Genomic DNA, 20,193 nt, shown 5'->3' on the forward strand with positions numbered 1-20,193 from the left:
ATGAGGACATGGATTTCCGGTTGCTCGGCCCGGTCGGCCTGTTCGACGGCGACACCCGCATCCATCTGGGGCGCGACGCCGAACTGCCCAAGGTGCACTGCGTCCTGGCCGCGCTGCTGCTGGCGCAGGCCCGGCCGGTCACCGGCACGTTCCTCGACAACGCGCTCTGGGGCGCCGAGGCGCGCAACCCGGAGACCCGGCGCGGCTACATCGGCGACCTTCGCCTCGCCCTCCGCCGGTACGGCTTCACGCTGCCCCGCCAGGGGCAGGGCGGCGTCTACCGGCTCGACGTCCCGCCCGAGCGGGTCGACGCGCACCGCTTCCGGTCGGCGACCGAGGCCGCCCGTCAGCTGATCGCCCGGGGTGACTGGGCGGCCGCGCTGGCCGAACTCGACCGCGGCCTCGACGAGTGGCACGGCTCGGCGGGCGCGCTGACGGGGGTGCCCGGCGACTGGGCAGCCGGGATCCGCCGCCAGCTGGACCGGGAGCGACGCGAGGCGGCCGTCCGGCGGGCCGAGGCCCGGCTGCGGTGCGGGCTGGTCGGGCCGGCCCGGTCCGACGCCGAACGCCTGGTCGCCGAGAACCCGGACGACGAGCGGGCCGTGCGCCTCGAGATGCACGCCGCCTACCTCGACGGCGACTACGGCACGGCCGTCGAGGCGTACGAGCGCCTGTCCCAGCGCCTCGCCCCGGCTCCCGCCACCCGCACCCTGGCCGACCGGATCCGGGTCCGCGACCCGCTGCTCGGCACGCCGGGCGGGGACGGCCACGACACCGCTGTGCCGCATCAGCTGCCGGCCGTGACGGCTCACTTCGCCGGGCGTACGCGGGAAATTGCCCGCCTGTCCGAGCTGGCCGACCCGACCGGCCCGCGCCCGCCCGTCCTTCTCGTCTACGGCACCGCGGGGGTCGGCAAGAGCACTCTGGCGATTCACTGGGCCCGCACGGTCGTGTCCGGCTTTCCGGACGGGCAACTGCACGCCGACCTGCTGGGTCGCCGGCGCCGCCGGCCGCGCCGCCGCAAGCCGGCCGAGGTGCTGCGCGGCTTCCTGAGCGCGCTGGGGGTGCCGCCCGACCGGCTGCCCGCGGGCGAGGACGAGCTGGCCGGGCTGTTCCGCAGCCTCGCGGCCGGGCGCCGCCTGCTGATCGTGCTCGAGGACCCGGCCGACGACGAGCAGGTGCGCGCCCTGCTGCCCGGCGCTGACTCGTGCCTGACCGTGGTCACCAGCCGCACCCGCCTGAACGGCCTGGCCGTCGCCCCGGGCGCCGCGGCCCTCACCCTGGATCTGCTCGACGACGGAGCCGCCCGCGACCTGCTCGCGGCCCGGCTCGGCCGGCGGCGCCTGGACAGCGAACCGCCCGCCGTGGTGGCCGAGCTGATCCGGCTCTGCGCCGGGCTGCCGCTGGCGCTGGCCATCGTGGCCGCGCAGGCCGTCGAACGCCCCGACCAGCCGCTGGCCGGCCTCGTGGAGCAGCTTCGCGAGCAGGGCCGGCGGCTCGACGTCATCGCCACCGGCGACGGATCGACCGACCCGCGCGCGACGTTCGCCTGGTCGTACCACCGGCTGCCCGCCCGGGCGGCCCGCCTGTTCCGGCTGTTGTCCCGCCATCCCGGCCCGGACTTCACCGTCGCCGCCGCGGCCAGTCTCGTCGGCGAGCCCGATCCGCCGTTGGCCGAGCTGGCTGCGGCCCACCTGGTCAGCTCGCCCGCGCCGGGGCGCTTCACGGTCCACGCGCTGCTGCGGGCGTACGCCGCGGAGGTCGACGACGACGAGCCGGCCGCCACGATCCGCCTGTTCGACCACTACCTGCACACCGCGGCCGCGGCCGACCGGACCCTCGGGCCGTACTCGCACGTCGCCGATGACGAGCCGCCCGCGCCCGGGGTCGTGGTGACCCCACCGGCGGACGATGCGGCGGCGACGGCCTGGCTGCGGGCCGAGGCGCTCAACCTGGCCGCGGTCGCCGAACGGGCGCTGCAGCTCAACCTCCCCCGCTACGCCGTGCAGCTGCCGCGCATGTCGGCCAACTACCAGATCCGGCAGGGCCGCTGGCACGAGTACCACGAGGCGCAGCTGATCGCGCTGGCCGGCGCACAACGGATGGGCGACATCGGCGACGTGGCCGACGCGCTGATCGAGCTGGCCCGCGCGCTGGGCTGGCAGGGACGTGCCGAGGACGCGCTGCGCCAGGCCGAGCGGGCCGTCCCCCTGGTCGCCGACCCGGCCCGGGCCTATCGGCTTCGCACGCTGCTGGCCTGGTTGCTCGGCCTGCTCGACCGGGTGCCGGAAGCGCTGGCCAGCGCCGACCAGGCCCTGGCCGCCGCGCGCGAGTCGGCCGAGCCGCGGGCGGTGGCGGTCGCGCTGAACGAGGTCGGTTGGTGGAACGCCGTGCTGGGCCGTCACGAGCCGGCCCTCGAGAGTTGCGCGCTCGCCCTGGAACAGTTCGAACGGCTGGGCGACCGGAGCGGCATCGCGGCCGCCAGCGACAGCCTCGGCCTGATCCACCACCGCGCGCGCCGGTTCGAAGCAGCGCTCGAGCAGTACGAGCGGGCCCGCGCGCTGTACGAGGAACTGCCCGATGTGTACGAGCACGCCGCCACACTCGACCGGATCGGTAACACGCTGAGCGCGATGGGCTGCCCGACCGAGGCCGCCGATTCCTGGCGCCGGGCGCTCGCCCTCTTCAACGACCTTCAGCACCCGGCCGGCGCCGCGGTCAGCCAGAAGCTCAGCACACTTGACTCCTTACTGTAGGGTAATGCATTACCAGACAGTAAGGAGTTGGCATCATGCCCGAGGTCGTCCGCAACCTGGAGATTCCCGCCCCGCCGAGTGCCGTGTGGCGGCACCTGTCCACTCCGGAGGGTCTGCGCCGCTGGCTCTCACCCGAACTCGAGATCGATCTGCGCGTCGGCGGCGCCTACCGCATGCCGGGCGGCGACGGCACCACCCGGATCAGCGGCACCGTGCTCGAGATCGTCCCCGAGGGCCGGCTGGTGCTCTCCTGGCTGGAGGAGGATTCGGGCTGGGTGCACCCGGGCCGCCTGGTGGTCACCCTGGCGGCGACCGCGTCCGGCACCCGGGTCGGGCTGGTCCACGACGGCTTCGCGGGGATCGGCAAGGCCGACTGGGCCGGCACACAGCAGGCGTACGAGCGGGGCGCCGACAAGCACCAGGTGCTCCAGCGGCTGGCTGGGGCGGTGGCGAGCAGCGGTGCCTGACCGCAGCGACGACCTGTTCCGGGCGATGGCCGACCCGACCCGCCGGCGCATCCTCGACCTGCTGGCCGAGCGCGGCACGATGACGGTCGCCGAACTGGTCGCCGAGTTCCCCGATCTTGTCGCCTCGGGCATCTCCAAGCACCTGATGGCGCTGCGCGCGGCCGGATTGGTCACCGCGACCCGGGAGGGCCGCCACCAGCGCTACGCCATCGACGCCGAGACGATGGCCCGGGTGATGGCGCCGTGGGTCGCGCGCTACGAGAGGTACTGGTCGGACGCCCTCACCCGGCTACGCGACGCCTCCACCGACTCGTAAGGGGCCGTACGCCTTCCTGTACGAGATGGGGCCCAGCAGCGGCAGCAACGGGTTCCGCAGCCGGATCGGCAGGCCGGCCACTTTGGAGAAACGGTCGGTGGCCGCCTGGACGTGAGCGACGCGGGGCCGGCGCAGGCTTTCGTAGCGGGCGCCGGCCCCGGTGGCCCTCGGCCAGCACACCGGCCAGGGTCAAGGCGTCCTCCATGCCCGGAGCGGCGCCCGCGAAAGCCCCCGCCGCTCACCCCAGTCCGACGGCGGCGACCATGAGGGGCAGGATCAACAGAATGATGATCGCGCCGAGGACGTCGAACGAGACGCCCGATCTGATCATCGTGGTGATCGGGACGACGCCGGAGCCGTAGACCACCGCGTTCTGCGGCGTCGAGACCGGCAGCATGAAGCCGAACGACGCCGCGAACGTGGCCGCCAGCGCCGGCACCAGCGGGTTGACGCCGGCCGCGACGGCGATCGGGATGATGATCGGCACCACCACGGCCGCCGAGGCGGTGTTGCTGGTGGTCTCGGAGACCACGATGGCCAGGATGACGGCGAACGCGGTGATCGCGAACATGCTGCTCAGCCCGAGCGCGTCGGCGCTGGAGTTGCCGATCGTCTCGGCCAGCCCGGTGTCGGCCAGCAGCGAGCCGAAGATGATGCCCGTGCCGAAGAGGACGATCGTGCCCCAGTCGATACGAGCCGCGTCGCTCCAGTTCAGCGTGTACTCACGATCCCGCCACGAGACCGGCAGCAGGAAGAGCAGCGAGGCGCCCAGCACGGCGACCACGCCCTCGTTGAGGCGCGCCGACACGGTGTCGTAGACGGCGGACTCGGTGCCGGCGATCACCGCGATCACGCCCGGGAAGATCCAGAGGGCGACCGTGATCACGAAGGCGATCAGGGTGTTGCGCTCGGCCGCCGAGAGCTTGCCGAGCTTGGCCCGCTCCGTTGCGACGTACTCCTCGACGCCCTCGATGCGGCGGATCTCGGGCTTGTTGAGGAGCAGCAGGACAACGGCCAGGACGCCGAACATGAGCAGGCAGATCGGGGCGGCGACGGCCATCCACTGGGCGAAGGAGATGCGCTCGCCGGTGGCCTCCTCGATCAGGCCCCGGCCGATCAGGTTGGGTGGCGACCCGACCGGCGTCAGCAGGCCGCCGACGCTGGCTCCGTACGCCAGCATCAGCATCAACGCCGCCCCGACCCGCAGCCGGGTCGGGTCGAAACCGGGCTCGACCAGCCCCCGGTCCTGCAGCAGCTTGGCAATGACCGACAGGATGCCGAGGGCCGTCGGCAGCAGCATCGCCACCGTGGCCGTGTTGGACACGAACGCGGACAGCAGGCACGTCACCGCCCCGAAGGCGATGATCACCCGAGGCGTGGAGCGGCCGACGCCGGGCAGCGACAGTATGCGGAAGGCGAACCGCCGGGCCAGGCCGTGCTTGAGCATCGCCTGGGCCAGGATGAACGCCCCGATGAAGGTGAAGACGGTGGACGATCCGAACGGCGCGAGCACATCGGCCGCCTCGGCCACCCCGAAGACGACGATCAGGGCGACGCCGATCAGGCCGCCGATCGGGATCGGCACCGCCTCGGTGATCCAGAGGACGATGACGCCGAGCAGCAGCCCGCCGAGCACCTGCTGGCTGGGCGGGATGCTGAGCGGCAGCGCGAGAAAGACGAGGGTGACAGCCGGGGCGAGGAAGAGGCCGACCGTACGGCGCCCTCGCTCGAATCGTTCCTCGGCCGGGGAGAGTTGCTGTTCGCCCAAACTGCGGTAGGTCGCACCGCCGAGCAGGCGGCTCTCCACATCGGTCTTGGCGCCGTTCATGCCAGCCCCCTTGATCGAGTGATCTACGTCACTTGATATTAGGGCTCTTCCCCCAGAAGCGCTTCGCCGAGCGGGGTCAGGGTGTGCACGACCGCCTTGCCGGCCCGATTGGTCCGGATCAGCCGGGCCTCCCGCAGCACCGCCGTGTGCTGGCTGACCGAGGCCGCGCTGACGCCGACCCGGCGGGCCAGCTCGGACGTGGTGCGGCCGTCACCCAGCGACTCGAGCAGCGACGTGCGGGTCTTGCCGATCAGGGCGGCCAGCGAGACGCCGTCGGCCGGACGCAGGCCCGGGTTGAGCGTGAGGTCGTGCTCGATCGGATAGACCAGCACCGGCGGCAGCGTGGTGTCGCGCAGCGCGTCGGGCGTGCCGTAGGAGAGAAAGGACGGCAGCAGCACCAGCCCACGGCCGTTGAGGTGCAGCGTCTGGACGAACGGGGTGTCGACCTCGAGCACCGGAGGTTCCCACCGCATCATCGGGCGGAAACTGTCGAGCAACCCCTCGGCGCCCTGGTCGAGCAGCACCCGGGCCCGGCGGGAACGTTCGGCCTCGACGTGGGCCCGGCCCTCGGCCCAGAACGGGGCGATCGCGCTCTCGTACTGGGACTGGAGCGCCCCGGCCAGGCGCTCGACCATCTCGCTCTCGCCCTCGGCCAGCCGGCTCAGCCAGGACGGCTTGGGACCGGCGTGCCGGACCAGCTCTTCCAGCTCGTCGCGGAGCCGGGTGGCCGGGGTGGACTTGATCACCTCGAGCGCGGCCGACAGGCCCAGCGACCCCTCGGCCGGGGTGAGGAAGTCGGGGTAGTAGGCCCCCCGGACCAGCGGAAGCAGCAGCTCGAGATCGTCGCGCCGGCTCGTGCGGAGCGCGTGGTCGCGCCAGCGGCCGTAGACCAGCTCGGGAGCGGGGCGGCGCAGGCGCCACACGCTGAAAATCGTCTCCCACAGCGGATCGGGCTCGGCCGCAATCCGCACGCGGCCGACGTCCTCCGGCGTGAAGTGGATGCGCAACACGTCGGCCCCCAGTTGCCATTCAGCAAGGATTCACGGCCGAAAGTCTATCCGGAGTCCGCGACCGGCCAGAGACCAGTCCACGACAAAGATCCGTAGGGCCCTCGGGGCCGTACGGATGGGCGGGCGTCGCCACGAGCAGCGCCGACGAATCAGGAAAGTCCTGGATATGCACCCCCGATAACGGCATATCCGTCTTGCGACCTCACCTCGTCGGTTCAGCTCGTGGCCGACCCGGCGGGATGACAATCGCTGGCGGGCGTGGGGTGCGACAAGACGTTTAATGCGTCGCTGAAACCATCGGGCCGGGTTCAGCCGAACGGCCGATCCCGCCATTGCCGATCAGCTCGGAATAGACATTTCCGAAATAGGAGCTTCGGGGGCCGTACGCCGCTTCGCGACCCAGCGCTCGAAGATCAGCGACGTGAACGGGGGAATCGACGCGGCCAGCCCGGCCAGCGTGCGCCACACCGACCAGCGCTCGGTGCGGGCCACCCACAGGGCGGCGACGATGTAGGCCACGAACAGGGCGCCGTGGATCCGGCCGAACAGCCAGACGCCCATGTCGGTCACCTCGGCGACGCGCTTGAGGTACATGCCGACGAGCAGGCCCGCCCACGAGAACGCCTCCGCCACGGCGGCGATGCGGAAGATGCGGTACGGCTGCACGTTCGGGCCCCCTGGTTCGAGATCGACCTTGACGGCGTCCGATCGTAACCGCCCTTCCTGACAGAACCGCCGGGGTGACCTGATGGTCACCCCGGCGACTGCGGCTTCCCGCTACCTGAAGGCGTGCGGGTTCACCTGCACCAGGCGTCCGGCGTCCTTGAGGCCGAAGAACCCGGCGATGCTCCACGAGGTCGCGTAGAGCTTGCCGCCGGCGAACTCGACACCGGTCGGCATCGTGACGGCGGCGTGCGTGACCTTGCCGTGCTCGATGCGGGTCAGGCGGCCCACCTTGGCCGGGTTGAACCCGGGCGGCGGCGTCGGGCCGGCCGGTGCGCCGAACAGCACCTCGGAGGCGAAGATCGTGCCGCGCGGGCTGACCGCGACACCGGTCAGGGAGGTGAAGCCCGACCACTTGCGCAACACCTTGCCGCTGGGGCCGTCGAGCTTGTAGATCGCCGCCGCGCCGGGCTGCTCGGCGCCGAGCGTCGAGATGAAGACGTACCGGCCCTGGACGGCGATGCCGGTGGGCACCGAGTCACATCCGACCGTGCCCGGGTTGGCCTGCGCGCCCTTCTTCAGGCAGGCCTTGGTCCGCGGGTTCGGCGGCACGAAGAACGTGGACACCTTGCCCGTCCTCGGGTTGACCCGGAGCACGTCGTTGGCGCCGCCGTCGGCGACCAGCAGGCCCCACCGGGTGGCGATCATGCTGAACGGGTTCGACAGCGCGTCATAGGGCTTTCCGGACTTGTCGAACTGTTTCTGGCGGTCCGGATTGTGCCTCAACTCGTATTTCAGAAGATCGGCCAGCACGCGGACGTGCTTGCCTTTCCGGTCGGCCACCAGCACCGAGGCCGGCGGGTATTTCGAGGGCGGCGCGGCGCCCTCCTCATTCGGGCCACCGGTCAGTGCGTAGATCTTTCCGTGGGCGGCGGCGACCCCCGACACCCCCGGCACCTTCGAGATCACCGTCGTGCGACTGCCGGACCGCAGATTGACCGCAGTGATCTCCCCACTTTCCGATTCCGCGACCAGGGCTACGTGCGGCGACAGCACATCAAGGCCGAACGGTCCGCTCAACTTGGTGGTCACGGTCCTGATGGCCGGCTTACCGCCGCCGTGACCACCCCCGGCCTGGGCGGGCATTCCCGCCAGCACGACGACAGCGCCCGTCCCCACGGCCGCGACCATTTTCAACGTCTGCGTGAATGTCATCCTGTCCCCCCGACAGATTGATTTCCGCGTTGTCCGCAAATCCAACCTAGGAACGTGCCGCGCACCCGGCAACCATCCTTTCGGACAGCCCGCCCGGAAAAAGGACTCCCCGATTAGTGGCTCTTTACAACGCGCAATTGTCTGATCAATGGCGGTCGGATGTGCCAGCTTTTCGGGCGGGGTCCCGGCCGTCGAGCGGTCGCTCTACTCTCGAAACCATGAACCTGCGCTGGTGGTCGATCGAGGTCCTCGACGGTCCTCGCGGCACCGCGCGCGCCTGGCGCGACTCCCTGGGCAGCGCCCTGACCGAGGCCGCCATCACGCACGGCGCCTATCAATGGGAATGGCACAGCCACACCTGGGGCGTGCTGTTCGAAATTGCCTTCCGCACCGACGAGGCGTGGGCCTCCTACCGCGGCCTGCCGCTGGTCTCGGCCGCCCTCGATGCGGTCCCCGATCCCGCGTACGGGCTGTTCGTGCACCCCGGGCGGGGCGGCAGCAACGGCCATCCTCATCCGCGCCGCCCCCACCCGATCGCCGGGGCCGGCGGCGCCGAGTTGCCCATCCCCGAGATCGACCGCGTGCTCGACCTCACCGCCGAGGCGCGTCCCGCGGACCACGCGGCGCTGTGGGCTGGGCCGGGCGGCGCGCTCGCGGCGGATCAGGCAGTGCTGGGGGCCGGCCCGGGCGGCGCCTGACGGCCGCGCGCTCGCAGCCGGACACGCAGTGCTACGGCCCCGGCCTGGCGGCAGATCGCCCCCCGCTGATCCGCAGCACACGACCCGGCCTGGCAGGATGGGCGCGTGCGCGAGGTGATCGACGGTGTCTTCGAGCTGGGCCTGGGTTTCGTCAACATGCATCTGGTGGTGACCGACGACGGGGTCGTCCTGGTCGACACGGGTCTTCCGCGCAACGCCCAGCGGATCGACCGCGCCCTGCACGGCCTGCGCAAGCAGATCGGCGACGTGACCGCGGTGCTGCTGACCCACCAGCATTTCGACCACATCGGCAACGTCGCCGACGTCCGGCGCCGGGCCGGCGCCCGCGTGTTCGCGCACGCCGCCGACGCCGCGGGCATCACCGGCGCCATCCGGCCACCCGAGCCCAAGGGCCTGGCCCGGTTCGCAGTACGCCTGATCGGCACGGCCGAGCCGACCAAGCTCGACCACCTGATCACCGCGGACGAGTCGGAGCCGCTGCCCGGCTTCACGGCGATCCACACGCCGGGCCACACCCGGGGGCACGTGTCGTACCTGCTCGACCGCGCGGGTGGCGTCCTGTTCGCGGGCGACACGGCCTCAGGCACCAAGGACGGCAAGGTCACCTCGGGGCCGACCAGGGTTTCGGCCGATCCGGCGCAACAGGGGCGCAGCCTGGCCAAGCTGGGGACGTACGAGTTCGAGCACGCCGTCTTCGGGCACGGCAGGGCGGTCTCCGGCCGCGCCGTCGAGCGATTCCGGGAGTACGCGGGAAGTGCCGGCGACGCCCCGGCCGACTGACCCCGTCGCGCCGTCCGCGCACCGCGCGCCCTCTCACCGCACCGCACCGCGCGCCGTTTCACCGCACCGTTCGTGCGAGCCGGGCACCCCTCCACCTTTCCGGCTCCGCGGGCACGGCGCCGCGCGCCCCCTCAATGTGCCCTCCGTCGTCAGCGGCCACGTCAGGGAATCGTGCGAACTTCGGCCGGTCGGGCACTTCGCGGCATTTGCCGGATTAGGGTTCGAGCCCATGGACCGTAGGACGTTGCTGGGCGCCGGTGGGGCGATCGCTGTTGTGGGCCTCACCGGAGCGCCCGCCCGGGCCGCCGTACGCCGCCCGATCTTCGAATGGACGCGCCCCGGGGGCTTCTTCTTCCCCGGCGAGGGCGTCCTCACGCCGCCGCCGCTGGCGATCTACGACGACAACACCGCGTACGCCGACGCCTCGGCCAGCCTTCCGCTGCGCCCCCGCCAGGCCGAGTCCCTGCGCGCCCACGCCGCCGAGGTGCTCGGCGACCCGCGCAACCTGGTGCGCGACCCCGACCAGCCGGTGCGGGACCGCCCGGTCGACCACGTGAGCGTCCGGCTCGAGGACGGCACGTTCCGGACGGCCGAGCTCGAGGGCTGGGGCGACGGCGACCCCTACCGGGCCTTCCCCGAGCCGGTGCGAGCGCTCGACAAGCACGTGCAACAGCTCCGTCGTACGGTGCTCACCGGCGGCGAGCCCTGGCGTCCCAACGCGATCCGGCTCGCCACCGTCCGCCTCGATCACGAGCCGGACGCCGCGGCGCCCTGGCCCGCCGGGCTGCCGTGGCCCGATACGAGCGGCCTGTACGCCGAGAACGATCTGCACGGCCGGCCGGCCCGGCTCGCCCGCCGTACCCTGCCGGCCGGGCTCCCGCTGTGGCCCGCCTATCGCACGTCACCGGTCGAGTTCGTCCGCGCGACCTGGCGTCACCTGCTCCCGCACGAGCTGTAGCGCCGTGCGGGCGTGCATCTGCTGCGTCGTCGAGATGCGCTCGGCCCGGCCCCGGCCCAGGAAGCTGACCAGCCAGTGCAGCAGCGTCGTCACCTTGTTCTTGAAGCCGACCAGGTAGAACAGGTGCACACCGAGCCAGCCCAGCCAGCCGACGAGCCCGCTGAGGTGCAGCGGCCCCATGTCGGCGACGGCCGAGAAGCGCGAGATCGTCGCCATGTTGCCCTTGTCGAAGTACTTGAACGGCTTGCCCGCGGGCTTGCCGGCCAGTCGCCGGGCGATCGTCCGGGCCGCGTAGGCGCCGCCCTGCATGGCCACCTGGGCCACGCCGGGGAGCCCGGTGGCGGCCATGTCGCCGACCACGAAGATCTCGGGGTGGCCGGGCACGGTCAGGTCGGGCTCGACCCGGATCCGGCCCGCGCGGTCGGTGGGCGCGCCGGTCGCGGCGGCGATCCGGGCGGCCAGGGCGGGTGCGGCAACACCGGCGGCCCAGAATTTCGTGTACGCCTCGATGCGCTCCTCGCCCTCGGCGGTCTCCACCTTCACGCCGTACGCGTCGACGTCGGTGACCCGCGTGCCCAGCCGCACCTCGACACCCAGCCGGCGCAGTTGCTTCCGGGCCGCCGCCGACAGGTGCTGGTCGAAGGCCGGGAGCACGCGGTCGACGGCATCGACGAGCACGACCCGCGTGGTGGCCAGGTCGGCCCGCCGGTACTGGCCCTTCAACGCCCGGTGGGCCAGCTCGGCGATCTGCCCGGCCAGCTCGACGCCGGTCGGACCGGCACCGACCAGCACGAACGTCAGCCACTGGCGGCGGCGCTCCGGGTCGTCCTCGAGCTCGGCCATCTCGAAGGCGTGGAAGATCCGGCTGCGCACCTCGAGAGCGTCGTCGATGTTCTTCAGCGCCGGGGCATGCTCGGCGAACCGCTCGTTACCGAAGTAGGAGTTGCTGGCCCCGGCCGCCACGACCAGTGAGTCGTACGGAACAGACCTTTCCCGGCCGTCGGGCGAGCTGACCACGACGGTGCGGGCCACGACGTCGACGTCGGTCACCCAGCCCAGCCGGATGTCACGCCCGGGCAGGATCTCGCGGATCGGGGGCGCCACCTCGCCCTCGCTCAGAATGCCCGCCGCGACCTGGTAGAGCAGCGGTTCGAAGAGGTGATAGGTGGTGCCGTTGATGACAGTGACCTGAGCCGGGACCCTGCCCAGCGCCTTGGCCGCGAACAGGCCGCCGAAGCCGGCGCCGACGATGACCACACGGTGCTCTCTGGTGTTCACGCTGTCGGGACGACTGCGCCCCGTCCGTCGTGACGGACTGATAGCGGGATCACATTCGCGCCGGGAAACAGGCACAGAGTAGGCGCGAAGCAACGCCGGGTACGGTACTGTCCGTGCCCGGCGCTCACGTGGGAACGGCGCGGTATGTTGTCGTGCGCCGATCACGTCACATCCACACTGGACACCGGGAGCCCACCGAGGTGAGGATGATCAGCGTGGCTGAAGACGTGTCCAGGCTGGACACCAACGTGCCGGAGACCGCCCGGATCTGGAACTACCTGCTGGGCGGCACCGACAACTTCGCGGCCGACCGGGCCGTGGGCGACCAGATCATGGCCACCCTCCCCCAGCTGGCCGACAACGCAAAGCTTTCCCGCGCCTTCCTCGTCCGGGCCGTCCGCTTCCTCGTCCTGGAAGCCGGGATCCGCCAGTTCCTCGACATCGGCACCGGGCTGCCCACGGCCGACAACACCCACCAGGTGGCCCAGGCCGCCGCGCCCGACGCCCGCGTTGTCTACGTCGACAACGACCCGCTCGTGCTGGCGCACGCGCGCGAGCTGCTGACCAGCACGCCCGAGGGCGCGACCGACTACGTCCACGAGGACCTGCGCGACCCCGAGGCGATCCTGCGCGCCGCCGCCCGGACCCTCGACCTGGACAAGCCCGTCGCCCTGGCGCTGATGGGCGTGCTCGGGCACATCGAGAGCGACGACACGGCCCGCTCGATCCTCGCCCGGCTGCTGCGCAACCTGCCGTCCGGGAGCTACGTGGCGATGTACGACGGCGCCGACACCGACCCGGCCACCCGCGAGGCGACCCGCATCTGGAACGTCTCGGCCAACCCGAAGTACCACCTGCGCAGCCCCGAACGAATCGTTCACCTGTTCGAAGGGCTCGAACTCGTCCATCCGGGGGTGGTCCCGGTCACCAAGTGGCGATCTGATGGGTTGGAGATCTCCCAGTACTGCGCCGTCGGCCGCAAGCCGTAGCGCGCCGGACATCACTTTGATAAGCAGGTCACCATGATCGGGCGAGGGGACAGCGGCGGCTCGACCGTACGCCGGTTGCAGCTGGGTGCGCGCCTGCGCGAGCTGCGCCTCGCCGCCGGCGTGAGCCGCGAGGCCGCCGGCTACCGCATCCGCGCGTCCGAATCCAAGATCAGCCGCATGGAGCTGGGCCGCGTCGGGTTCAAGGCCCGCGACGTGACCGACCTGCTGGTGCTCTACGGCATCGAGGACACCGCGGAACACGAGCGCCTGCTCGAGCTGACCAAGGCGGCCAACTCGCCGAGCTGGTGGCACACCTACGGGGACGTGCTCGAGAGCTGGTTCCACAGTTACCTCGACCTCGAGCAGGCGGCTGAGCTCATCCGTACGTACGAGATTCAGTTCGTGCCGGGCCTGCTGCAGACCGAGGCGTACGCCAGCGCGGTGATCCGCCTCGGGCACAACAACCCGGGCAAGCACGAGGTCGAGCGGCTCGCCAAGCTGCGGATGGCCCGCAAGGAGACGCTGACCCGGCCGGAATCACCCACGTTCTGGGCGGTGCTCGACGAGGCCGTGCTGCGGCGGCTGATCGGCGGGCGCGACGTGCTGCGCGACCAGATCCTGGCCCTGCTCGAGGCCTGCGACAATCCGAACGTACGCCTTCAGGTGATTCCGTTCGACTCGGGCGGCCACGCGGCGGCCGGCGGCGCGTTCAGCATCCTGCGGTTCCCGCACGAGGAACTCGACGACGTGGTCTACATCGAGCACCTCACCAGCGCCCTCTACCTGGACAAACGCGAGGACGTGGACGACTACGCGGCGGCGTTCGGCCGGCTCATCATCGAGGCCGCCCCGCCCGCGCGCACCCCCGAGATCCTGAAGGCCGTGCTGATCGACCTGGAACGCTGGTAGATCTCCACATTGGGTGGTTGTGCTCGGCAACCGCAGCCGATAGAAACTTCCCCATGACGGACCAAGAGGCCCCCGCCGAGTTGCAGCCCGACGTGCCGCACGCGGCACGCATGTGGAACTACTGGATGGGCGGGAAGGACAACTTCGCCGCCGACCGCGCCGCCGGCGACGCGGTGGCCCAGGTCTATCCCGAGATCGCGGTGATGGCCCGCCAGTCCCGCAAGTTCCTGATCCGGGTGGTCCGCCATCTGGCCGCCGAGGCCGGCATCCGCCAGTTCCTCGACATCGGCACCGGCCTGCCCACCATGCAGAACACGCACGAGGTGGCCCAGGGCATCGCCCCCCACTCCAAGATCGTCTACGTCGACAACGACCCGATGGTCCTGGCCTACGCCCGCGCCCTGCTGGTCGGCACGACCACCGAGGGCGTCACCACGTACGTCCACGCCGACTACCACGACCCCGAGAAGATCCTGGCCGACGCCGACTCCGCGCTCGACTTCACCGAGCCGGTCGCCGTCATGTTCATGGGCGTCATGGGCTACGAACCCGACATCAAGGTCATCCGCTCGATCGTCGACACGGTGATGGCCCGCGTCCCCTCCGGCAGCTACCTGGTCTTCTGGGACGGCACCAACACCTCCGAGGCCGTGGTCGAGGGCGCAGCCAAGCTCGCCGAAATGGGCGGCGTCCCCTACATCCTGCGCAGCCCGGAAGAGCTGGCCACGGTGTTCGAGGGCCTCGAGCTGGTCGAACCCGGCCTCACCCAGATCAGCTCGTGGCGCCCCGACGGCGACGGCATCGAGTCCATCGAGGCGTACGGCGCGGTCGGCCGCAAGCCGTAGCCGACCCTGAAGGGCAGGCCGCGCTCGCGGCCTGCCCTTTATCGCGCAGCCTCCGCTGTCGGGTCATACCTCGGCGCCAGGCTCAGGCGCTCAGCTGCTCGCGGCGTGGGCCTGGGCGAGGAGTTGTTCCGTGCGTTCCATGCAGCGCATCCGAGCGGGTACAAGTCCGTAGGGCATTTCGGTCACCGCTTCGCCAGCACTCATCCGGGTGTCCTCCTCCCCCGTCAGGTCGGCGTCGTAGATCTCGAAGAGTTTCTCCCCGGCCCGGCCCAGCCCCGCTGCCTCGATGGCCTGCTCCCGGGATGTGGTCCAGGCTGATGCCGGCCCGGCCATCTTGCGAATCCACAGAATGCGGATCATGTCGTCGTAGCCGTAGCGGCGGCCGTCCACGCCTCGCTCGGGCTCGGGCAACAGACCGATCTCGTGGTGGTGGCGGATGTCGCGCGGGGTCGTCCCGGCGAACGCGGCCGCATCACCGATCTTGACTACAACACCATCCAGGTCCCACCACAGCCAGGTCCCACCACAGCCAGGCCCCAGCGGGCTCGGCACAGGGAACAACGCAAGATCTCCCCGATTGCTGCCAGGAACGTTGGCGGAGCGGCATCCGGGACGGCAGGTCCACAAGGATTCCGATCAAGCACCTGACCTGTACCCCCGACCGAGGAGCCCTTCCGTGCGTATCCCCTCTCGCGTCCCGGCCGCCACTGCGGTTCTCGCCGGCCTTCTGTTGACCTCGGCCTGCGCCACCAGCGACGACACCGCCAACGCGGGAGCAGGCAACGCTCCGACCTCGAACGCCCCCTCGGTCAGCCCGACCACGACGTCACCGTCGCCTTCCGCCTCCACCTCCACGTCGTCGCCCAAGCCCACGACGTCGCGCTCGAAGTCGTCCGGCAGCGGTGGTAGCGGCGGCGGCGTCTTCAGCGGTACCCGCCAGGTGTACCTGCTGCCCAAGAACAGCGAGTCGACCCTGGGCGTCGTCCAGGACGGCAAGATCGGCCTGTCCGAGAAGTTCGGCGACGGCGAGCTGTTCGTGCTGACGGCCGTCCGCCAGGGCGGCGACCAGTACTGGATCCGCACCGCCAAGCTGCGCAAGGGCGGCGAGCCGTACTGCCTGTCGGCCAAGCTCGGATCCGGCGGCGCGCCGGCCGCTGTGAAGACCGCGGCGTGCGACGCCGCGGCATCGGACCAGCTGTTCCGCTTCCGCAAGACCGGCCAGTCGAACGGCAAGCCCACGTACACCATCCGTACGGGCAAGGACACGTACATCATCCAGGACCCGACCGGCGAGATCGCCGGCACCGGCACCGGCGTGGCCGCGGCGCAGATCGGCGAGGGCACGCCCGACATCGACACCCCGTTCATCATCGCCGACAAGGGCAAGGCCACCATGCCCCTCCTGGACTGACCCCGCAATCTGCCGGAAGAATGCTCCGGGTACCGACGGCCCAGCTTCCCCGGGCCGGCCGGCATCCGGCACGGGCGGTCGTGACGTCGTCCAGCTCCCGGCAGGCGGACGGTCCGCGGCGCTCGGCGAGGTCGTCGCGGAAGCGGTGGCCGCACTACGTCGGCTTCAGCAGGCGCGCCGCCACCAACCAGCTCGCCGGCGCCGTCCGCAAGCGCCCGGGTGGGATGTGAAGGTGCGGCGCGGTGACCGCGGCGAGATCGCCGCCCTGTAGCCGAGGAGGGTCCATCAACATCGTTTTCGAGACGCACGCGCTGACCGAGGACAACGAACGCGGCTTCGCCACGGGTTGGCTACCCGGCCGCCTCAGCGAACGCGGCCGGTCCAACGCAGCCGACATGGGCCGCCGCCGCCGCGACGACGGCATCGCCGCGGTCTTCAGCTCAGATCTGCGCCGAGCCGCAGACACGGCAGAGATAGCCTTCGGCGCCACCACCATCCCGATCCTGTACGACTGGCGCCTGCGCGAGTGCGATTTCGGCGAGCGCAACGGAAGCCCGTCCTCCGAGGTGGGCCGCGACCGCCTGGCGACCTACCGGGCCCTGGAACACGCAGCCCACGGCCGCACCATTCACGACCTGGTAGCCGAAACCTTCGAGTGGCGCCCCGAAGGCTGGGAGTACACGCTCGACTGACGGCCAAGCGACCGACGCCATCCCAGCGTCGACTCCAGGCGGACGCGCACGAAGCCGCCGCGGGCCGAAGCCAGGTGGCCGACCACCTCTCGTAGCTGGAGCCGCCTGTTCCGCCCCAGTGCCCCGGCGGGGTCACGCGCATGAGACTGCCACCTGAATTCCGCACTAGAGGGGCCGGCGGCGGAGGACCAGGGTGGCGAAGCCGAGGACTCCGCGGTAGCCGCGCAGCCACTGGTCGCGGTGCTCGTTCGCCAGGCGGGTGGCTTCGGGCGCGTCGGGGTGGCCGGGGTTGTCGATGGCCCACTCGAGCAGGGAGCCGGTCCAGGACCACTCGTAGTCGTCCCACTCGGCGGCGTCGCTGATGTGGGCGTAGATGGGATGCCAGCCGGCGTCGGCGGCGGTTTCGATCAGGGTGGGCAGGTCGGTGAAGTCGCCGGGCTTGGCGTCCAACGCGGCCAGGGCTTGCGGGGTCGGGCTCGTCTCCCAGAAACCGTCGCCGACGATCAGGACGCCGTGGGGGTTCACGTGGCGGCCGGCCAGGTCGAGGGTTTCGGCGAAGCCGCCGAAGGCATGGGTGGAGCCGACGCAGAGCACCAGGTCGTAGTCGCCGTCGGGGACGTACGTCCGCGCATCGCGCTCGTGCAGTGTCAGACGGTCGGACAGCTCGCGCATGGCCGCCACCGCTTCCGCACGCTCCAGGGCGTGCGCGCTCAGGTCGACGCCGTCGGCGTGTCCGTCGGGATAGTGGGCCAGCGCCTGCAGCGCCCACGCCGCCTGGCCGCAGCCCAGATCGAGGATCCGGGCTGCCGGTCCGCGCCCGGCACGGCGCAGCAACTTGTTCACGTTGACGCCCGCGACCGGCGCGGCGATGGGGTGATGGGTGTGCGCGAGCGCGCTGACACGTTGACGATCCACGTGGTCCAGTCAACACGAAACTATATTTACGAACGGTCGGTCGTTTAGTAGGGTCGACGGCATGGGAACAGACGGGCGGCTACTGCGGGGTGAGCGCACCCGCACCGCCGTGCTCGACCGGGCGTTGCAGCTGGCGACGACGGCGGGCCTCGACGGCCTGTCGCTCAGCCAGGTCGCCGATTCGCTCGGCGTCAGCAAGTCCGGTCTGTTCGCGCACTGGCGTTCCAAGGAAGAGCTGCAGCTGGCAGTCATCGCCCACGCCCGCGCCCAGTGGACAGAGCTGGTCATCGGCCCGGCTCTGGAAGCGCCACGCGGCGTGCGACGCCTGTGGGCTGTGCACAACCAGCGGCTCGACTTCTACGAGTCGAAGACCCTGCCCGGTGGCTGCTTCTTCGCCAACGCGCATTTCGAGTTCAATGCCCGGCCGGGCGCGGTGCGAGACCGGCTGGCCGTGGAACTCCGGGACTGGATGGGCTTTCTGACCAGCCTGGCCACGGACGCAGTCGCGCTGGGTGACTTCAGGCCCGGCACCGATCCGGCCGGCATCGCGTACGAAGCGGAATCTCTTGGCGTCTGCGCCGTGATGCAGGCGCCGGTGCTGGGCGCCGACGTGACGTTCCGCCATGCCCGCCGTGCCCTGTTCGACCATCTGCGAGCAGTCACCACTGACCCGACGATCCTTCCGGAGCCGACATGACAACCGCTGTCCACACCTACGGCGCCGTCGTTCCACAGGCCGTGCACTTCGACGACCTCGACGCAATGGGCGTTCTGCACAACAGCCGCTACGCCGTCCTGGTGGAAAGAGCCATCGTCGTCTGGTGGGCCGAGCGCGGCGTGTCCTTCACCGGCGGCCGCCCCACCACGCCCGACGCGTTCAACGTGGTGCGCGAATACCAGATCACCTTCCACACACCGATCCGCGGCACCGGCGAGATCGACATCCGCTTCTGGCTGGACCGCATGGGCACCACCAGCGCCGAGTACGGCTTCCAGGTGACGTCCGCCGACGCCCAGACCGTCTACGCCGAGGGCCGCCGCGTCAATGTCCGCCTCGACCCCGCCACCATGCGCCCAGCCCCGTGGACGCCCGATGGCCGAGCCATAGCCGCCACCCTCCAACGCCCCTGACCCAGCACCACGGTCCGCGGCGGCGAGGAGCGCCGGGCACGCTTGGCCGCCCCGCGCGACACCGCCACCGACCGGCCGACACGACCCGACAAGCACTCATCGCCGACACCGACGCGCACCACCGCCGGTCGGCAAGCCGCGCAGGACGGAACACGACCCGTGTCCGTTGCCATCGCAGTGTGTCCGCGTGCAACTTTGTCTCCGGTCACCCGAGCGCGTGAAGATCTGGGCGAGAACTTTCTGGACGTTGATGCTGCTGAGCCGCCGCCGGCAGATCATGCCCGACTGCAGAGAATCGCAGCTCAGCAAGCCCAGAGACAGGCTTCGGTGGCTCGAATCCGGCCCGGACGCACCGCTGCAGCGCCGGCACGACCTGGAACAGCGGGCTGCGGGCCAGCGAACCGGCGCACATCAGCACACCGGTGGGCGGCTGGCTTCATCGGTGAGTTGGAGGCCCCGTTGATCGGTGGTCTCGGGTCCCACTGCTCGGCAGCCGACTTCCGGCCCACCGTGTTGGTGGTGGGTTGTCAGCGGCGGCAAAGTTGTTCGTAGCTCTCGCGTGGTTGAGCGGTCAGTCGGTTGATGTCGTGTCGGCGGCACCAGATCACATGGAAGAAGACGCCGCCGCGGCGCGGGTGAACGGATCGCGGCGACGAGGCTGACGGACCTCGCGACGCTCAGGATCGGCCCTGCGCGTTCCTTCGTGCAATAAAGACGGAGCCGACGACCACACCCAGGCCCGCACCGAGCGCGACTCCGAAACCGGCGTTGTCGAAAAAACCCCCGACGACAACGCCGAAGAGTGAGCCGAATGCGATCCAGACTCCCAGATTTCCCCAGGGCCCGAGACCTGCGGCGCCAGGGGGCGTGTTCTTGCTCGTCATGGCATCTCTCCCCAGGACGCGGGCGGAAAAGGCTGACATCTAGCGGCCCACCACGGCGGATGCGCAACCATCCTCCTCACAAAATATCACCGGACATCAATAACCTTCGCGTCGCTGACCGGTGTCTCGGCACTGTAGGCGCCTCCGGCGATGCACCGACCGTGTGCTGTCAGTGAAGCTGAGTAGGCCGGATGGGCACGCGATGACCTGCGTTTCGTCCGCCAGTTGGAGTCCCGATCAATTGGCTGGTTCAACATTCGCCGGTCTCGGACCCGCCGTTGACGGTGGGAGCATTGGCGGGTCCGAACGAAAGCCCGCCGATGCCCGACCGGATCACCGCCGCCCCTGTCCGGCGCACCCACTGGGCACTGCAGGCCATCCTCGTTTTCGCCGACGTCGCCGACCACGTCCGATGGACCTTGAGATG

21 protein-coding genes are annotated in these 20,193 nt (G+C 70.8%); 13 read left to right on the forward strand and 8 right to left on the reverse strand.

The features are described 5' to 3' along the window. Positions 1-8: 8 nt before the first annotated feature. The 3 genes from KXC43_RS04335 to KXC43_RS04345 are packed head-to-tail and all read left to right on the forward strand — an operon-like array spanning position 9 to position 3,539. Entirely contained in the window at positions 9-2,756 is a 2,748-nt protein-coding gene (locus tag KXC43_RS04335; RefSeq protein WP_221374547.1) for an ATP-binding protein, read from the forward strand. Positions 2,757-2,791: 35 nt separating this feature from the next. Further along, the gene (locus tag KXC43_RS04340; RefSeq protein WP_221374548.1) at positions 2,792-3,223 is read left to right on the forward strand and encodes an SRPBCC family protein; all 432 of its coding nucleotides are present in this window, start codon (positions 2,792-2,794) and stop codon (positions 3,221-3,223) included. Then, positions 3,216-3,539: an ArsR/SmtB family transcription factor gene (locus tag KXC43_RS04345; RefSeq protein ID WP_221374549.1), complete on the forward strand. Its 324-nt coding sequence runs from the start codon at positions 3,216-3,218 to the stop codon at positions 3,537-3,539. Before KXC43_RS04340 ends, KXC43_RS04345 begins: the two co-directional genes overlap by 8 nt. 238 nt (positions 3,540-3,777) lie before the next feature. Here the strand turns inward: KXC43_RS04345 and KXC43_RS04350 are convergent, their stop codons facing one another. The 4 genes from KXC43_RS04350 to KXC43_RS04365 all read right to left on the reverse strand — a co-directional run bounded on the left by KXC43_RS04350 (position 3,778) and on the right by KXC43_RS04365 (position 8,255). Beyond that, positions 3,778-5,367 carry an SLC13 family permease gene (locus KXC43_RS04350; protein ID WP_221374550.1) on the reverse strand — a complete coding sequence of 530 codons (1,590 nt, stop codon included), beginning with the start codon at positions 5,365-5,367 and terminating at the stop codon, positions 3,778-3,780. 38 nt (positions 5,368-5,405) lie between these two features. Continuing rightward, positions 5,406-6,377, reverse strand: a complete 972-nt coding sequence (locus KXC43_RS04355; protein ID WP_221374551.1) for an ArsR/SmtB family transcription factor — start codon at positions 6,375-6,377, stop codon at positions 5,406-5,408. Positions 6,378-6,716: 339 nt separating this feature from the next. After that, complete coding sequence (locus KXC43_RS04360) at positions 6,717-7,043, reverse strand: DUF3817 domain-containing protein (protein WP_221374552.1); 327 nt, start codon at positions 7,041-7,043, stop codon at positions 6,717-6,719. A gap of 111 nt (positions 7,044-7,154) precedes the next feature. Continuing rightward, positions 7,155-8,255 (reverse strand): ScyD/ScyE family protein, encoded by a 1,101-nt coding sequence (locus tag KXC43_RS04365; protein WP_221374553.1) that lies wholly within the window; start codon positions 8,253-8,255, stop codon positions 7,155-7,157. 218 nt (positions 8,256-8,473) lie between these two features. Here KXC43_RS04365 and KXC43_RS04370 point away from each other — a divergent pair, with 218 nt between their 5' ends. From KXC43_RS04370 to KXC43_RS04380, 3 genes are all read left to right on the forward strand, one after another. Then, positions 8,474-8,953, forward strand: coding sequence for a hypothetical protein (locus KXC43_RS04370; RefSeq protein ID WP_221374554.1), 480 nt, complete (start codon positions 8,474-8,476; stop codon positions 8,951-8,953). Between the two features lie 105 nt (positions 8,954-9,058). Further along, complete coding sequence (locus KXC43_RS04375) at positions 9,059-9,754, forward strand: MBL fold metallo-hydrolase (RefSeq protein WP_221374555.1); 696 nt, start codon at positions 9,059-9,061, stop codon at positions 9,752-9,754. 229 nt (positions 9,755-9,983) lie between these two features. Continuing rightward, on the forward strand, positions 9,984-10,712 hold the full coding sequence (locus tag KXC43_RS04380; RefSeq protein ID WP_221374556.1) for a hypothetical protein: 729 nt from the start codon (positions 9,984-9,986) through the stop codon (positions 10,710-10,712). Here the strand turns inward: KXC43_RS04380 and KXC43_RS04385 are convergent. Beyond that, on the reverse strand, positions 10,656-11,969 hold the full coding sequence (locus tag KXC43_RS04385) for an NAD(P)/FAD-dependent oxidoreductase (protein WP_308128946.1): 1,314 nt from the start codon (positions 11,967-11,969) through the stop codon (positions 10,656-10,658). The genes KXC43_RS04380 and KXC43_RS04385 overlap by 57 nt on opposite strands. A gap of 227 nt (positions 11,970-12,196) precedes the next feature. On the opposite strand from KXC43_RS04385, the gene KXC43_RS04390 reads away from it, so the two are divergent. From KXC43_RS04390 to KXC43_RS04400, 3 genes are read left to right on the forward strand one after another with little or no spacing between them, the layout of a single operon-like run. Continuing rightward, on the forward strand, positions 12,197-12,979 hold the full coding sequence (locus KXC43_RS04390) for an SAM-dependent methyltransferase (RefSeq protein WP_221374558.1): 783 nt from the start codon (positions 12,197-12,199) through the stop codon (positions 12,977-12,979). A gap of 33 nt (positions 12,980-13,012) precedes the next feature. Then, a complete protein-coding gene (locus KXC43_RS04395; RefSeq protein ID WP_221374559.1) occupies positions 13,013-13,888 on the forward strand; it encodes a Sco1979 family transcriptional regulator in 876 nt (291 codons plus the stop codon). Between the two features lie 53 nt (positions 13,889-13,941). Next, positions 13,942-14,733 (forward strand): SAM-dependent methyltransferase, encoded by a 792-nt coding sequence (locus KXC43_RS04400; RefSeq protein ID WP_221374560.1) that lies wholly within the window; start codon positions 13,942-13,944, stop codon positions 14,731-14,733. A gap of 90 nt (positions 14,734-14,823) precedes the next feature. On the opposite strand, the gene KXC43_RS04405 is transcribed toward KXC43_RS04400, so the two are convergent. Continuing rightward, complete coding sequence (locus KXC43_RS04405) at positions 14,824-15,285, reverse strand: MerR family transcriptional regulator (protein ID WP_308128947.1); 462 nt, start codon at positions 15,283-15,285, stop codon at positions 14,824-14,826. A gap of 124 nt (positions 15,286-15,409) precedes the next feature. On the opposite strand from KXC43_RS04405, the gene KXC43_RS04410 reads away from it, so the two are divergent. Then, the gene (locus tag KXC43_RS04410) at positions 15,410-16,144 is read left to right on the forward strand and encodes a hypothetical protein (RefSeq protein ID WP_221374561.1); all 735 of its coding nucleotides are present in this window, start codon (positions 15,410-15,412) and stop codon (positions 16,142-16,144) included. Between the two features lie 242 nt (positions 16,145-16,386). Continuing rightward, the gene (locus KXC43_RS04415) at positions 16,387-16,836 is read left to right on the forward strand and encodes a histidine phosphatase family protein (protein ID WP_221374562.1); all 450 of its coding nucleotides are present in this window, start codon (positions 16,387-16,389) and stop codon (positions 16,834-16,836) included. Positions 16,837-17,001: 165 nt separating this feature from the next. Here KXC43_RS04415 and KXC43_RS04420 read toward each other — a convergent pair whose 3' ends face one another. Continuing rightward, entirely contained in the window at positions 17,002-17,751 is a 750-nt protein-coding gene (locus KXC43_RS04420) for an SAM-dependent methyltransferase (RefSeq protein ID WP_221374563.1), read from the reverse strand. Positions 17,752-17,812: 61 nt separating this feature from the next. Here KXC43_RS04420 and KXC43_RS04425 point away from each other — a divergent pair, with 61 nt between their 5' ends. Both KXC43_RS04425 and KXC43_RS04430 read left to right on the forward strand, forming a co-directional pair. Beyond that, on the forward strand, positions 17,813-18,448 hold the full coding sequence (locus KXC43_RS04425) for a TetR/AcrR family transcriptional regulator (protein WP_221374564.1): 636 nt from the start codon (positions 17,813-17,815) through the stop codon (positions 18,446-18,448). Then, positions 18,445-18,882, forward strand: a complete 438-nt coding sequence (locus KXC43_RS04430; protein ID WP_221374565.1) for an acyl-CoA thioesterase — start codon at positions 18,445-18,447, stop codon at positions 18,880-18,882. The genes KXC43_RS04425 and KXC43_RS04430 overlap by 4 nt, the downstream gene beginning before the upstream one ends. A gap of 677 nt (positions 18,883-19,559) precedes the next feature. On the opposite strand, the gene KXC43_RS04435 is transcribed toward KXC43_RS04430, so the two are convergent. Then, complete coding sequence (locus KXC43_RS04435; protein WP_221374566.1) at positions 19,560-19,766, reverse strand: hypothetical protein; 207 nt, start codon at positions 19,764-19,766, stop codon at positions 19,560-19,562. Positions 19,767-20,193: the final 427 nt, after the last annotated feature.

It is taken from the genome of Paractinoplanes polyasparticus, from assembly GCF_019710575.1.
GTDB lineage: Bacteria > Actinomycetota > Actinomycetes > Mycobacteriales > Micromonosporaceae > Actinoplanes > Actinoplanes polyasparticus.